At 54.9% G+C, this 15539-nt stretch carries 8 protein-coding genes; 3 read left to right on the top strand and 5 right to left on the bottom strand.

Features of this window, described 5'->3' with window-relative positions; genetic code table 11:
• Window positions 1-193: 193 nt before the first annotated feature.
• A complete protein-coding gene (locus Q31a_RS15645) occupies window positions 194-517 on the bottom strand; it encodes a DUF6793 family protein (protein ID WP_145079702.1) in 324 nt (107 codons plus the stop codon).
• Window positions 518-661: 144 nt separating this feature from the next.
• Between Q31a_RS15645 and Q31a_RS15640 the strand changes: the two genes are divergently transcribed.
• Window positions 662-1579 carry a tetratricopeptide repeat protein gene (locus Q31a_RS15640; RefSeq protein ID WP_145079699.1) on the top strand — a complete coding sequence of 306 codons (918 nt, stop codon included), beginning with the start codon at window positions 662-664 and terminating at the stop codon, window positions 1577-1579.
• Between the two features lie 43 nt (window positions 1580-1622).
• Entirely contained in the window at window positions 1623-2354 is a 732-nt protein-coding gene (locus Q31a_RS15635; RefSeq protein WP_145079696.1) for a GDSL-type esterase/lipase family protein, read from the top strand.
• Between the two features lie 42 nt (window positions 2355-2396).
• Here Q31a_RS15635 and Q31a_RS15630 read toward each other — a convergent pair whose 3' ends face one another.
• Entirely contained in the window at window positions 2397-3605 is a 1209-nt protein-coding gene (locus Q31a_RS15630) for a glycosyltransferase (protein WP_145079693.1), read from the bottom strand.
• 536 nt (window positions 3606-4141) lie between these two features.
• On the opposite strand from Q31a_RS15630, the gene Q31a_RS15625 reads away from it, so the two are divergent.
• Window positions 4142-5575: an NAD-dependent malic enzyme gene (locus Q31a_RS15625; RefSeq protein ID WP_145079690.1), complete on the top strand. Its 1434-nt coding sequence runs from the start codon at window positions 4142-4144 to the stop codon at window positions 5573-5575.
• Between the two features lie 329 nt (window positions 5576-5904).
• On the opposite strand, the gene Q31a_RS15620 is transcribed toward Q31a_RS15625, so the two are convergent.
• The 3 genes from Q31a_RS15620 to Q31a_RS15610 form a co-directional block, all read right to left on the bottom strand.
• A complete protein-coding gene (locus Q31a_RS15620) occupies window positions 5905-11223 on the bottom strand; it encodes a DNA repair ATPase (RefSeq protein ID WP_145079687.1) in 5319 nt (1772 codons plus the stop codon).
• Window positions 11224-11591: 368 nt separating this feature from the next.
• Complete coding sequence (locus tag Q31a_RS15615) at window positions 11592-13643, bottom strand: flotillin family protein (RefSeq protein WP_145079685.1); 2052 nt, start codon at window positions 13641-13643, stop codon at window positions 11592-11594.
• Between the two features lie 125 nt (window positions 13644-13768).
• Entirely contained in the window at window positions 13769-14419 is a 651-nt protein-coding gene (locus Q31a_RS15610) for an OB-fold-containig protein (RefSeq protein WP_145079682.1), read from the bottom strand.
• Window positions 14420-15539 lie beyond the last annotated feature (1120 nt).

Below are 15539 nucleotides of genomic sequence, written 5' to 3'. Positions count from 1 at the left end.
TTGAGTCGCATCGGCAGGTGGGGCGCATGGGCTGCTGGGGAGAATGTCCAACTCGGGGACCAGCCAGGCTTTGCTATTCAGGGGCTTTGCTGGGCAGAAAGCCAATTCAGGGGGCCCGTGTCACCCTCGCTCCGCAGTACTGATTGGGTGGCTGTCCCTCTTTTCTAGCACAGTGAGACAAACGTCAGCCGCGCTACCAGCCCATGACCATATTGCTTTCGATGACCTTCCGAGCTTTCTCGAGGTCACTGCCTGTCTCGTGCATGTAGAGACGAATCGCGTGGAGTTTGTCGCCAGCGGATTTGGCAAGGCAATCGCGAGCGACGCTGCAAATGTCCATCTTAGGGGATAATCCCAGGACACCTTTGGAGATGACCCAAGTATCGCGCGGTCGTCGTGTGAGGCGCAGGATTTGGTCGGTCGCGTAGGCTTCCTGGACGACTTGGCGGGCCGCCAGCTCATCGTCGGCCCAGGTGATAATGATATGAGAATCGGTTTCAATCTCAAACAGTGGCATGCTTCGTGATCCGGCTGCGGGGTTCTATACTGTCGGCTCTTCTTGTAGCATACCTTAACCTCAAACGATCGTGGTAGCATCCCTAGAATTTTGACGTATAGAAATGAGACGTTTGAAGGTGGGAAACTCTATCGGAAACAGTGAATGCGTCTTTCGACCTTGGCAATTATTGGCTGCACGGCACTCATCCCTATCGCTCCGATCATCGCCGATCAAGCTTACAAGGAGGTTGCTCGCTGGCATATTGCAGCCGCCATGAATGCGGTTCAACTGCAGAGCGGCGATCCCGAGCCGCATCTGGAACGCGCCCGGGAGTGGAGTCAAAATTCGCCTGCGTTGCTTCGAGATTACTGGCTGTTTCGGCTGAAGAACGCCTTGCAGAATGATCCGCAGTCAATTGCCGAAGTGGTGAAGGCCGCGATTGCGGAATCGCCAGACAATCGGCTGCTGGGGCTGTATGGTTCGACATTGCTTGCCTCGCAGCAAAAATTCGCCGAGGCCGCTGAGGTCTTGGAGCTGGCGGTCATTCCTGAAAACCTCGCCAAAAGTGCGACACTTCTGAACCAGTTAGCGTACTTCCGAGCGTTGTCCGGTTTAGATTTGGATCAAGCTTTAGAAGATATCGATGCTGCCCTGGCCCTCGATACTCCCTCGGGTAGCGAGTCGGCGAACTGGGAGCTCCTCGACACGAGGGCGTGGGTCTTGTTCCGCATGGGCCGCTCAGTGGAAGCTTTGACGGCCATTGATGAGGCGATTGCCCTAGCCGAGAAGGAGACAGGAAAGAATTGGTTGTCCCAGGGACTCGACTTCCTGAGTGGGTTGGCCGATGCGAAAATAGCGCCTCAAGAGACAGAGGATCCCGAAAGTCCTCAGGAGGTCGCGGCTGAACAGGAGCCGGAGCCCATTAGCGCCAACGAAGCGGGGAATGTGTTGTGGGGAGTAGGAGTCGTGCACTATCATCGAGCTAAGATCTTGGAAGCTTTAGGACGGACCGAAGAGGCCGAAGTCGAGTTGCAATGGCTTCGCGACCGCCGCTTGCCTACGGACGATCGCCTTTATTAACTACTAACTAATACCATCACAATTTTGCCGGAGATCGCGAAGGATGTCATTCATTGGATTGATTGCGCTACTGTGTTTTGTCCCCCCCACAGCGAACACTGACGCGGGGCAGGCGTCGACGGAGGTAGCCAGCCAGGAGGCAGTGCTGGCACCCTATCGGCAGGCGGCCGAGGAGCGGTGGGAAGATGATATCCAGAAGTTGGAAGCGCTCGATCAGACCGAAGTGGATCCGGAGCACGCGATTTTGTTTATCGGTAGCTCAAGCATTCGCCTGTGGGAAGACATGGCCGAAGATTTGGCACCCTGGCCAACCATTCGTCGTGGCTATGGGGGCGCTAAAATCTCGGACCTCGCGGTGTTCACCGAGCGTCTCGTTTCCCCGCACAAGTTTGATGGCTTGGTAATCTTTGTCGCCAATGATATCGTTGGCAAGGAAGACGACAAATCAGCTGAGGAAGTCGTGAAACTCTACGACTTTATCGTCAGTACGGTTCGCAAGACCCATCCCCATCAGCCAATCTTCTTTGTTGAAATCACGCCGACTTCTTCGCGGTTCCATGCCTGGGATCGGATTCAAGAAGCCAATTCGAAAATCGCTGACTATTCAAAGCAAAAGAAAAATTTGCATGTGATACGCACGAGTTCGGAATTCCTAACGGATCAAGGTGTTCCCAATGACGCGTTGTTCCGAGAGGATCACTTGCACTTGAATCGCGACGGCTATCAACTTTGGGCAAAGCTGATTGATCGCGAGCTGAAGCGAGTCATCAAGTAGGCTAGCCCCACGGCGTCCGGCAATTCGGAGGAGGCTGAGACTTTAGCTTGGTGGTTTGGATTGAGCCAGCACCTTGCGATACACCCGCGCTACTCGGCGCGCCATGTTCTCATCGCTAAAGCATTGGCGATGGCGTGCCAAAGCCTGCTGACTCATGGTTGCCCAGCGATTGCGATCACTAACTAGTTGCTCAAGCTTATTGCCGATACTGACGGCATCGCGAGGCTCGCCGAGAAATCCCTCCACGCCATCGCGAATGACCTCGGGCGTTCCCTCGACACGCGTGGCCACAACCGGAACGCCGGCAGCTAAAGCTTCCAGCACGACCATTGGCATCCCTTCGCCAAACAGGCTGGGCAGCAGCAGCGCGTCTAGGCCACGAATCGCTGTGGGGATGTCATTGGTGAAACCGGTCCAGCGAACGTGCTCAGAGAGCTCCAACGCTTCGATCTTGTTGAGGATTTCGGATTCATAGGCAGAGGTTTCAAAGCCGCCGATCAATTCGAGCTGAATGGGAAGTCGTTTAGCCTTAAGGCGGTGGATGGCATCCAACGCGACCTCAATTCCTTTACGCGGTCTCATGAGTGCAATCAGGCCAATTTTCCAACTCTTCGACTGCAATCGCTGAGATGGCACGATGGGCTCGATGGCCGGTACGCCATTGGGCACAACCGTCAAGCGTTGCCGCGGCACACCACACTTGAGCATCTCGCGTCGTAGACTCTTGCTAACGGTAATGAGTTGTGAGCACGATCGAATGGCATATCGTTCCAGCCAGTAGTTGACTCGGTTGATAATCCCTCTCAGGCTGTCGCGGGAGGTTGGACTATGCACGTGGTAGATCCAGGGCAGCTGGGTCTGGCGGGCGACGAGTGCGGCAATCATCGCGGAGCGAGGTGTGTGCGCGTGCAGAAGATCGAACTGTTCCTGTTCCACTTTGGCAGATAGATCTTTCACCACTTGCATATCCCAACGGCCGCGCATGGGGAAATCGCTAACTTGGTTTCTTCTTAGTTGGCAGTGCTCGCTGAATTTGCCCGGCTTAATGCAAGCAAAATGAGATTCTACGCCAAATTGTCCCAGGCGTTTTCCTAACAGTTGTTGAACCCGCTCTGCGCCAGAGAAGTGCTCGCCGTTGATGATATGCAGTACGCGGCAGACTCGTTCGGCGGGATTTTGCTGGGGGGCTACCTGGGGCAGCGCAAGAGCAGGCGTGGCAAAACTGCTGCTTGAGGTTTGGGAAATGGACATGAAATAGCGGTGCAATGTTGAATGGAGAAGCTAGTTGCTGGCTAGGACACAGGTAACGCACGAAACTTAGGTCACAGCCGTTCTTGTAGGAAAACGAGCTTGCCTGCAATGTTTTGAATTCCTTTCAGTCTCTCGGCTAATGCATCAGGGGTAACGACTGTGCGGATTGCGACACTTGGCAACTGAGCCAACCAATGGGCCCAAAATTTTCGTTGCTATTTGTCGGAAGGTTCGATATTTCGGGGCAGACGCTCTGTGGGGAAACCGCGATGGCGTGACGCCTGCAACTCCAGGCCGGCCAACCGAACGCAGTAGAGGGCTAAAATTTATTACGGAGTTCGCTATATTTGGGACTAACGCGATTGGGCTCATGTGCATCTTCGATGCATGTTGAATCCACCCTATCCGACAGGCAGACGCTGGCGAACTAATACGTGGGCATAGAATGCCCCCCGTGAGAGTCGTCGAAAAACTACCGGCAGGCTATGGAAGCATTCGATGGGCCCATCAATCAATTCAATCTCTTAGGATAATTCATGAGTCACCACAGTCCCGGATACAGTCTGTCCATCCGTTTGCGTTACCCAGATGCACCAGGCTTCCTGGGAAAGCTGACCTCTCGAATTGGAGAGGCGGATGGTTTGATCGGTGCCATTGATGTGGTGGATTCACGCGATGGAAAGATCACGCGCGACATCACCGTTAGCGCGAGCACGGTAGAGCATGGGCAACAGATTGCCGAATCGCTGCGTCAAATGCCGGACTTGGAAGTCGTCCATGTGTCGGATCGCGTCTTCCTGATGCACTTAGGTGGCAAATTGGAGATTGCGCCGCGGTTTCCGATCAAGACGCGGGATGACCTCTCCATGGCTTACACGCCGGGAGTCGCTCGCGTTTGTGAAGCGATTCACCAAGACCCGGAATCTGCTTTCACGCTCACCATCAAACGCAACATGGTCGCGGTCATTAGCGACGGATCGGCTATCCTCGGATTGGGGAATTTGGGCCCCAAAGCGGCAATGCCAGTCATGGAGGGCAAAGCGGTGTTGTTCAAAGAGTTTGCCGGGGTTGATGCGTTTCCGATCTGTTTGGACACTCAGGACACCGAAGCCATCATTGCTACTTGCCGCTATCTAGCACCGACTTTTGGTGGAATCAACCTCGAGGATATTTCGGCACCGCGCTGTGTGGAAATCGAGGAACGTTTGGAAGCGGAGTTGGAGATACCGGTATTTCATGATGACCAACATGGTACGGCCATCGTGGTGCTTGCTGCTTTGACCAACGCGTTGAAGATCGTCCAAAAAAAGATGGAGGAGCTCAAAGTTGTGATCAACGGGGCTGGCGCAGCGGGCGTGGCCATTGCCAAATTGATGCACGCGGTCGGAGCGACCAACCTAGTCGTTTGCGATAGCACCGGCGCAATCAATCAAAAACGAGCCGAGCTCAATCCATTGAAGGTCTGGTTAGCGGAGAATACCAACCCGTCCCAAGAGAGCGGAAAGCTCGCCGACGTCATGCAGGACGCTGATGTGTTTGTGGGCGTCTCTGCCAAAAACGTACTGACGGTGGAAGACGTGCAGCTGATGGCACGGGATGCAATCGTGTTTGCATTAGCGAATCCCGACCCCGAGATACGTCCCGAATTAGCGGCACCTCACGTGAAAATCATGGCGACTGGGCGTTCTGACTTCCCCAATCAGATCAATAATGTCTTGTGCTTTCCCGGATTGTTTCGCGGACTACTCGATGTCCGAGCGCGCGAGGTAAATCTAGAGATGAAGCTAGCGGCAGCCAGGGCGATCGCAGAGACAATCCCTGAAAACGACCTCTTGCCAGACTACATCATTCCAAGTGTGTTTGATCGACGCGTGGCGCTGGCCGTGGCCGAAGCAGTTTCCCGAACCGCTATCGAAACGGGCTCGGCGCGCAAGACCCAGATGCCAGGCGTCCCCAACACGGGAAGCTAGACAGAGAGCGTTTGAACTAATTGGTCACCATTCCAGCGCTCCTGAGAAGATGCTTCCGCGACAATGCATCAGGAAGTTCCGGTTGCTCAGTTCCGCTCTGTGGCTTGGTGATAGGATAAGCACTTACCAGAGTACGGCTGGGAAATCTGCTGCTTGAATTCAGAATGCATTGGATGCATTCGAACCGAAAATGCAGGTGGATTGACTAGCCACTTGCGCTGTGAGTTCCACCGGTGCAGCGCCGCCAGCGCCCTGCAAGGGGCCAGTGCGAATGGAAAACGGTGGTCGTTTGCATCTACCGGAGTTGAGCAGACACCGGATGGTTGGCGTTACTCCGAGTCTTTGTCGTGTGAGGATTCTATTTCACGCTGGAGATCGCGGTATTGTTGCAGGCAGTTGTCGATGGAGGTTCGCAGGGCCTCAAGCTGTTTTCCGCTCATCGCTGAGGACTCTAGGACCGGCCGCAGTCCATCGTAGAGAAGCTGAAATTGACTACGGACCAGATCGGTCATCACGCGTGGAACCGAATGTTGAACCAAGACTTTCTGGTCCGGCAGTTGGCTGCCGGATTTTTCCAGACGCGTTGTGCTGGCGGAAATCGAGTCGCTGAGCTGCCCCCCGATGCTGGTCAGGCTGGCGGAAAGATGCGCGATACCCTCTTGCATCGCGGTGCGATGTTGGTCGTCGTGGCTGCTAGCAAGGGCTTGGGCGAGCGTGCGTCGAATGGACTCCAGTCCATCTTTGAGACCTACCAGGGAACGCAGGACCTGTGCCGTGCTGTCCTCGCCTTCGATCCCTTGCATTCGCACACTCTCGACGAAGGCGTACTTAATTTGCTCCCAGCGATCGGCCTCCGCAGGCGTCATGCTCCCCAGCAACTCCTTGAACTTGAGCAGATTGGATTCACCATCTCGCGTCAGCGTCTGCGCGTCTTGCTCATAGTTCGCCATGATCAGGGTTTCGAGCTCGGACTCATTCATGACTGAGACCACCCGCTCTGCAATCCGATTCATATTTCGGTAGCTGCCCTGCAGCTTGAAAGAGGGCTCGGTGCGATAGGCGTCGACTTGGCCAGCGCTGCGAATGTACGCGCGGTTGACGCGTAGAATTACATCGCGCACACGCAGAAGCTTGGCAATCACCGAGATGGCATCGGACAACTGATCGGGAGGCATATTGGATTCCAATTCCAAACCTTCACTCGTACCACGGCTCGCTGCTTGAATCACTGCTCTTTGATCTCGACTGCTCGCCTTGGCAAGTGACTGAAGCACGGTGTTGCTCGTCAAGCAGTTTTCGATGTAGCTCAATTCAAAGGCTTCGCGGGAATCGCCAATGATTTCACCAAGGTTGTAGACGTCGGCGCGATTGGAGAGCATGTCTGGAATCTGAAAGCGATCGCCGCTTTCGGTATAGGGATTTCCTGCCATGACAACGACCACTTTTCGGCCACGCAAGTCATACGTTTTGGCTTCACCCTGCCAGACGCCCTCGATGCGGCGAGTCGCGTCGCACAATGGAATGAATTTCTGCAGCAATTCGGGATTGCAGTGCTGGATGTCATCCAGATACAGCATGACATTGTCGCCCATCTCAAGGGCCAGATTGATGCGTTCCACTTCCTCTCGGGCAGACACATTGGGAGCTTCTGCCGGATCTAGCGAAGTTACGTTGTGCCCCAACGCGGGACCATTGACCTTCACAAATACTAAACCCAAGCGGTTGGCGACGTATTCCATAAGGGTCGTCTTGCCGTAGCCCGGTGGACTGATTAGCAGCAAGAGTCCCATTCGGTCGGTTCGTTTGGCTTCGCCAGAGGCCCCCATTTGCTTTGCAAGGTTGTCGCCGATAAGCGGCAAATAGACATCATCGATCAACTTGTTCCGCACGAAACTGGTGAGCACTCTTGGTTTGAATTCAGAGGTGCGCAACCTTCTTTCAGCGTCCACCAACAGCTGATGTTTCGTATCGCGAAGTGCGTAGAAACGCGGAAGCACGCCGGAGCGATAGGCCTCCAGCCTGGTGCGGAATTCGTGGTAGTGTAGGCCCAGTTCTCCCTGTTTCAGCCGTGGGTGGTCGCCTACGAGCGAACCCACGCGCGTCGCGATTTCCACCTTGGGGCCCGCCGCAACCTGCTTATCATCGATCAACAACAGAAGAGCGATCTCGTGCTGGTAGTTTTCCAGGGGATCGAGCTCCAGGGAGGAGTTCTGTGCATTCCTGCGGAGGAATCCAGATACCGCGTCCATGGCCAAGGTCCAGGCTGCGCTAGGATAGTTCCGATTGTGAGACAACGCCTCGTTTAGTCGTTGTCTTTCGCGAGAAGGTAGATGCTCTTTGAGATGGGTGAAGGCCTGGAGGCTACGGGGCGAAGCGACAAACCCGCTTTCCTGCTCTCGCAATTGTGCCATCAAAAAATGTGCGGCAGTACACACGCGACTGCGTATCGCCACCGCGTTGGACTGGACGCTGGACGGGATTGTGGAAGTTTTCAGGGAAGGACCCGCTGTGTCGTCTGCCGCTGCGTCGAACAGGATTCCTGCACCGTGTGCCTCCAGCAGGAAGGATAGTCGCGCAACATAGTTGCCGCTAGCCTGAGCCTCTGGAAGAATCGTTGAGATAGTGTCGAAACCGCTGATCCATTGTTGGACCTGTTCGCGTTCCTCGTTCGGAACGAGGTATTGCCAGACATACCAAGCGGTCGCTCGGATCGCTGGGGCGGTTCGCAGCAGCCCCAATTGTCGGTCCAGATTGAGTAAGGCCGTGAGAATCTTCGTCGCATCTTGATCGTGGACGCCGCGAGAATACCCCTCGGCATGTCGGGATTGCATCTGGCTCCGAACCCAATCGATCTGCTCCTTTTCTTTCAACTGCAAATAGGCGTACTGATCACTTTGCGCAGAATCGAATAGACTGGCGGCTAGGAATTCTCCGCGATAGACTGCATCGTTTTCGCTGGGCAACAGTTGTTGCCATAGATCTCGAGAGCTATTGAGAACTTCGTCCCGCAACGGTTGATAAAATTGTGTCCCGGTCAGGTGTAGCTGAAGCAAACCATCACGCACTACGGTTGTCAGCTCAGTTGCTTGACTGTTGATACTGAAGAAGTGCCTGCCCAGCTTGATCTGCCCGTCATCGCCGGTAAACAGATCTTGGCGATCTCGCAGTTGCCGTAGCGCATCGTCCGATACCGTCTTCAACCGAGTAAGAACGTCCTCCATGCGCACCGAATCGCCCAATTCTTGGAGCTGATTGGCAAGTTGTCGAACTTTATCGACCATGGGATCCGAAGCGAAATAGGAGCGAAGCGCATCGGCATCTTTCATTCGCTGAGCGCGCGACGAAATACCTTGAAGGATGCGATTTGCGGCCGAGACAATTCCCTCGGCGCGTCTTGAACGAGCTTCGACCAATTGTTGACGGCGCGCTTCGAACGCCTCGTAGAGCGATTGACGTTTTTCGGTCAATCTCATGAGCAGCTCATCAAACTCCGCAAAACGACCTTCCAATTCCTCGAGCTGGAGCATGGTGCGGGTTAACGACTCATCGACTTTATCTGGCGTGTCGGCGTTTTCCAGTGCCCCTGCGGCCGCTTGGTCAAGCAGCTTGGTCTGGGATGCGAAATCTGCCTCCATCTCGCCCGACAGCAGCTCGCGAACTCGTGATTTTAGGGCGGAGCGTATGCGGTTGAGATCTGCAAGCAGATTTCCCGTCTCATCGGTGATGGCGGTGCGTTGCGTCAGATCTTCAATTTTCAGCTGGGATACGGTCTCAATCAGCAGCTCGAGATCGCTACTAATCTGCAGGAGTTGTTCTTGCAGTTGACGCCCTTCGCTGGCGGAATGGACCTCGGGGATTTCTCCTTCACACTGGACGATGCGCTTGCGATAGGGATCGAGTGCTGACGGGGTCAACAGGAACTGAACGCAACGCAGTCCCAGGCGTGTGGCTGCCTCGCTAAGCTGAGTCTCGAGCTCCTCGACCGCTGGAAGGTCGATAAACCGCAATTCTCGCAAGCCGATTGCATGGCCCCGTTGTGTCCGGATGGCAGCCAATTTCTCGACGAACGCTGTGACGGAATCAAAGGAAGAACGTTGGATGGCCGCTAACAGCTGCTGGGTGGCTTGTGCAGAATCTCGGAGTTGTTGTTCCGTTTCGCGACGGACGCGTACGACCTTATCAAATTCCTCGACCGCAGCCGAGGCTGCATCTCGGATCTTGGCGATCGGTTCGGCGAACCGGAACGTTTCTTCTCGATCCAACCAAAAGTAGCTGTCGATGACGTCGGTAGAGCGCTTGGTGAGGTCGGAATACAATTCCGCGTACGAATCGTCTTTATCGATCAACTGCAGCAGTTCTTGGCATTCCGCCATCCCCCGCACCAACTCGCGATTGCCGATTTTGTAGAGCATTGAATCGGTCGCCATTTCCGCTTTAAAATTGGCGCCGACGTAGGGGGTTTGCCATAGTTGCAGGGCGTGGTGCTTTTGTGGGTTCTCGTCACCACGAAAGGTTACCATGCGGCCGTCGTCAAACAGGGTTTGCCCGTGACAGACCAGCGGAGTGTCGACTTCTTGGCGAATGAGGTTGTATCGTAAGTGTAAATAGGTTCCCGTTTTTAGATCGGTGAACAGATAGAGATAATCCTCGCCGTTTTGTGCAGCGATGGTCCGCTCGTAGGCAAGGCCGTCGAGGCCATGATCGAATAACTTGCAGGAACCGGTTTGCAGGAATACGCCACCTGGGAAGATGATCCCATGATCGTCGGGCAACAGTACACAGGCTTGAGCGATCGCATCCAGGCGCTGTACGGCTTGCCGTTTGACGCTGAATACAAAGTAGCGAAAATCTTTTTCCTGGTACGGACGCATCTTGAGCAACACTAGGTTGCCTAGGATAGAGTAGTAGACTTCCGCGTCGTCGAGCGTTTGGTCGGGATTGTCGACTGGCTCGGCATAGATGCCACTGCCGTCTTCCGTATTGTCTTCCACTTTGATCGTTAGGTCACCGCCTACACACTCGACAAAGACTAAGTCTTCGATCGAAACGTGGGGATGCACTCCGCTGCGGTGTTGATCGCGCGTCGCCCGCAACCATCGGAAACCGTGTTGTTCGGGGAGGCGGACATCTTGGTCACCGCGATTATCGACATACCGTAGCTCGTCTCCCTCGACGGCCCATTTAAAGGCCTTGACGTCGCTGACCGACTTACCAACCTGGAATACGAAGTAAACGAAGGGCCCGGCAGTGAAGAATCGCGCAAAGGTGGTGTTCTTGTAGTAGCGATAGAGCTCTTTGAAATCGCGTTGGAAGCGTTCGTCGAACAGGTTGGATAGAGGTAGCGAATGGGCGATCTCGCCGTCAAATCGATAGAAGCTGAACACATCCGTGCAGTCAATCTCGGTCTTGAGGCCAAATTGCACATTGTAGGCCAGCAGCAAGCAATCACCGATGGATAGCAAGTCGCGGGGAACGCAATTGTGATCAGTCGATACATGCGCTGTGCTACAAAGCTTCGTTTCGATGTTTCCAAAGACGTCTGAACGGGCTGCATTGAGCTGTTCGAAACGCTCACGCAATTCGTTGGCCGCCTCGCGAAGACGATTTCGCAATACGTCGTAGGTTCCACTTCCGAGCGATTCTGTCATGGCAAGCTTAAGTGCGTAAGGCGAAGGTGGAGTGGGGGAGCGAGACGAGGTAACTCGTCACCCGCTGCGTTACCGGGTGCTGTCTCAGTACGTCGCTGCGATAGCAAAGCGGGAGAGCTTGCTGCTGCAGTACGAGTTGGATTGCGTTTTCTTCGCTAGGGTTACAAATGCAATGAATCAAACCAGCCGGCGAGCCAACGCGTTATCGATCATCTGGCACAGCGGGCGGCTAGGATGCCGACAAGTCGCAGGTCGGCTTGTCGATTAGTCACTGTTCCACTTGGGCGGGAAAATGGCAACCCCACGCCCTTGGGGCAGGCACCGGCCGCGGCCGACATGCGGCCGCCCGCCGGGGTCGATCTGCGGACCTAGGACTTGGTCTTGGTGGTGGACTTGGCCGAGCCGCTGACGACTAGGCTGCCGACAGTTTTATCTGCCAGATTCAAGCTGCCAGCCATGCCCAGGAGGTTTACCAGTTGGGATCGCATGCTGTCGCTCGCACCGGCGGACAGAAGCTGTGCCACGAGGGCGGCGACACTCAGGTCCTTAATTTCTCCGGAGCTCAGATTGAATTGACTGACCAATCCAGCCAAGTTCTGTTTGAAATGCTCAGGATCCCCCTTGAAGAACGTATTCTTGATGTCGGTCGCAACTTGGGAATTGAGGATGAAGCGGTCGATGGACTTACCACCTTTAACCGCGGAGGAGATTTGGTCGAAGAATTCGCCGTCTCCACCGACGATATCGATCTTGGCCGACTTGAGGGCTTCACCCAGGACCAGAGCTTGTTCGCCAGCGATCGATTTTTGCGCATCGATTGCAGCGATCTCGATCTGCTTGTCCTTTTCGAGGCGTAGTTTGAATTCTTCGTGCTCCTTGCCGACGCCGTCGAGTTCCTTCATCGCAGCGGCCTTCTCAGAGATTCCCTGAGCTTCACTGGTATACTTTTCCTTCATTACACGGGCTTCTGCCATGCCTTGCTTTTCGGTAGCTGCAGCGCTGGCTTCTAAGACCAGTGCGTCGGCCAAGCCCTTGGAGGAATGGTCTGCGGTAGCCGCTTCGGCCAGCATCTTGGTAGCTGCACTCCGCTTCTCCGCCTGATCACGCGATGCTTCGGCTTCGATGCGGACTTGCTCGGCCAGCAATTGTGCGGAGTTGCGTTTCGACTCTGCTGCCTTAACCTCTCGGACCATCGCTTGCTCCGCGGCCATTTCCGCAGCGGTCACCTCGACCTTTTTCTTTCGATCTGCAGCGGCAAACTCTTCCGTATCCTTGATCCGCTCCTGCTCTTCCACGACGGCACGCTCGACTGCGACTCTTTCGCGGATCACTTCTTGGATGTTGCGGCGTTCGGTCTCGATGGCCTTCTCTTTTTCGACTTCGGCCACGCCTACCAAGCGTAGACGCTCTGTCGATTCGAGTTCTCGATCGCGATTCACGCGTTCAAGCTCCACCGCATCGGTGCGCTCTTTATTGCGCTGCGCAACCAAGATTTGTCGCAACTTATTCTCCTCGGCAACTCCTAATTCTTCGTCGGTTGCAATACGTGCTCGTTCCGATTGCAAGCGATTCTCTTCTTGAACCTTTTTGGCGGACGCCTCTTCCTTGGCGGTGATTTCAGCAATCTCACGCTTTTGCTTTTCAGTCGCTTCAACTCGTTGGCGCTCAAGCTCTAGGATCGCTTCCTGGGCTTCGACGTCTTGCTTCTTCAGTGTCTTTTCCCGCTCGCGAGTGAAGTGGTTCTCTTGCACTTTCTCAGTGGCGGTCAACTCCGTGATTTTCTTGATGCCTTCCGCATCGAGAATGTTGTTCGGGTTGAGCAACTCGAGACGCGTCTGTTCCAAGTAGTCGATGGCCGCATCATCCAGGCGATAGCCGTTAAGATCCGTTCCAATGACCTTCAGGATTTCACCCTTGAACTGTTCTCGCTTGTCATACAGCTCCACAAACTCAAATTGCTTGCCGACCGTTTTGAGAGCCTCCGAGAATTTGGAATCAAACAGTTCACGCAGAGTCTCCAGTTGGCTAGCTCGTTTGCAGCCGATGGACTGTGCCACTTCGCACATCTCTTCTTGCGTTTTGTCGATACGAATGAAGAAGGCAACACGAATGTCAGCTCGGATGTTGTCTTTGCAAATGAGTCCTTCGGCGCCCTCTCGAGCAATTTCGAAACTCTTGAGGGTGAGGTCCATCTTTTCGCTGTGATGCACGACGGGCATCACAAAGATCCCGTTGGCTGTCACGACCTGCATTCCGCCCCAGCCGGTCCTGACAATGGCTTCATCGGGTCCCACTTTTTTGTAGAAGCGGGAGATCAAAGCAAGGATGCCAATGACCAGGATTAGCAGGACAACCAGAGCAATGACTGCGTAAACGATCGTCTCAGATTGCGCCAACGGCGGTAGTAAAGAAAGGTTCATGGTACGTTTGGTTCCGTGAAGGGAGTGATCGATTAGTTTGGCAATTTGAGGGAAGAATCAATGGTCATGCGACTGTCGAAACGGTGCATGCAGGGTTGCTGCCGCAGATCGCTTCGCTTGAAAGGCTAGGGAGGGAGCGATTCGGTAGTTGTCGGCGAAACGATGTACACGCGGTGTTGTGCATCGTAGTGTGTAATCCACACCTTCGTTCCCTTGGCCAAGTGCTGGCCATCAGTGCGAACATTAAGCAACAGCGGAGCGCCTTCGGTGCGAAAGCGGACTTGCCCGAATTCAGGCGTAGCTTCCAGGGAACTGATCTGGCACTCTTGTCCGATGAGGTGCGTGGCACCAATCTTCTCCACAACAAACCAAGGTTTCATGGGAGTCGTGGCCAATTTGGCGAGAGGCAGCGAGATAGCGAGGTTCTTCAGGATAAGTAAGGTTGACCAAAACCAGCCGGGATCCGTAAAAATCCGCGAATCGATCGCGGACCAGAGTGATATCGAGATAAACCACCAAATCACGGAGAAGACGCCAAGCCAGACGACGAGTGGCACATTTTTGATGTTCAACCACTTCAGAGCCAACAAAGCCATTCCCTCGGTGGCATGGCTGCCGACACTGAGATCCAGATCTTGACCGATATCGACGTCCGGACCGCCGACATCTAGATCAACGGCGCCTAGCATTGCCATGAAACTCCAGGCAACCATGAGGCCCAGTAACACCGTTGCAGGTAGGACAGGACTCGCGATCAAATTGGTAAATAACTCCATCCACTTTCTCCAAAAACGCATCAGTGCGGCAGTGGGCTTTTTCTGCTGATAGGTTGAATGGCCTATCAAACGGCGTTCTGAGGCGCAAAATTTGGACTGTTCCGAGCGAATACTACAGAATGGTACGCTCCTGAGGTCAGCCTCCCCTTAGGTCGCCGCGCAGCATCCGATGGAGAATCGACCGTCCAAACCTACACCGCCCTTAAGGGTGAAGCCTGGGCCAGCCCGCGATTTTTCGTCAAATAGTCGCTAAGCTGCTAGAACCCCCTGACCGTTACACGAGGCAGCAATGGGTGTCCCTCGGGGGGTGGGCACTCTGAATGGTCTGTTCGCGAAGCATTGGCGAGTGCCCGGTGCGGTACACGCCTGCGCAGATAATTGAGCGGGTGGGAGAGGTGCCCGTGGCAAGCGCCGGTGGGGCGACGATGGCAATGAGCGGAGGTAGCGTCAAACGGCCGGCGAGTCCATGCATGGGCTGCTGGGATAGCGGGTTCTGCAACATTGAGAGAGTGCGGGCGGGCTCTATCCACGCTGAGCTGTCCAAGCTGAACAAAAGATCACACACGCGAAGCATGTCCTCCTCGCGTGAACTCACTCCGCTTGGCGCGGCTCGCCATTGCTACGATCCTGGCGGAACGACTCCGAAATAACCGCGTCGCAGTGACCGCGTCGCAGTGACCGCGCCGCAGAGAGGAAGGGCCAGCAAGGAAGGGCCGGACCCGCGATGCTGAAGTTGAAATGCAGGTACGGCCCTAGCCAAATTGGTATTGATGATTGTTGGGCAGGGCGAGTAGGGTCGAGAGCTGCCTGCAGCAATCTTGAGGCGGGAGCCTGTCTAACGCATGTCAGAGTTGGAGTGCTGTGTGAGGAACGCTTGACTTAAGCGGTCATTGTTGCTCCAACATGGGCACTCCAAGGTAGTGCCCGCAAAGTGCGTTGCAGATTTCGAATCTGGTTCGCTGGCGTTGCAGTGAAGGGCATGGCACTTCGCCTGCTGCCCCTGCTAACTCGGGTATACTGTTCCTGATCAGTTGTACCTGTCGAGCGTACTTCGACGACTGTTCCCATGAGAACTGGCGAGGTGCATCGCCTTGCCCGACTGACAGCGCGGCCCGCGTTG

Source organism: Aureliella helgolandensis (assembly GCF_007752135.1).
Lineage (GTDB): Bacteria > Planctomycetota > Planctomycetia > Pirellulales > Pirellulaceae > Aureliella > Aureliella helgolandensis.
This window is presented reverse-complemented; position numbering and strand designations above follow the sequence as displayed.

What these genes read in the sequence shown, in the direction of transcription:
- Q31a_RS15645 (WP_145079702.1), bottom strand. Translation starts at nt 517, where the DNA reads ATGCCACTGTTTGAGATTGAAACCGATTCTCATATCATTATCACCTGG.
- Q31a_RS15640 (WP_145079699.1), top strand. Translation starts at nt 662, where the DNA reads ATGCGTCTTTCGACCTTGGCAATTATTGGCTGCACGGCACTCATCCCT.
- Q31a_RS15635 (WP_145079696.1), top strand. Translation starts at nt 1,623, where the DNA reads ATGTCATTCATTGGATTGATTGCGCTACTGTGTTTTGTCCCCCCCACA.
- Q31a_RS15630 (WP_145079693.1), bottom strand. Translation starts at nt 3,605, where the DNA reads ATGTCCATTTCCCAAACCTCAAGCAGCAGTTTTGCCACGCCTGCTCTT.
- Q31a_RS15625 (WP_145079690.1), top strand. Translation starts at nt 4,142, where the DNA reads ATGAGTCACCACAGTCCCGGATACAGTCTGTCCATCCGTTTGCGTTAC.
- Q31a_RS15620 (WP_145079687.1), bottom strand. Translation starts at nt 11,223, where the DNA reads ATGACAGAATCGCTCGGAAGTGGAACCTACGACGTATTGCGAAATCGT.
- Q31a_RS15615 (WP_145079685.1), bottom strand. Translation starts at nt 13,643, where the DNA reads ATGAACCTTTCTTTACTACCGCCGTTGGCGCAATCTGAGACGATCGTT.
- Q31a_RS15610 (WP_145079682.1), bottom strand. Translation starts at nt 14,419, where the DNA reads ATGGAGTTATTTACCAATTTGATCGCGAGTCCTGTCCTACCTGCAACG.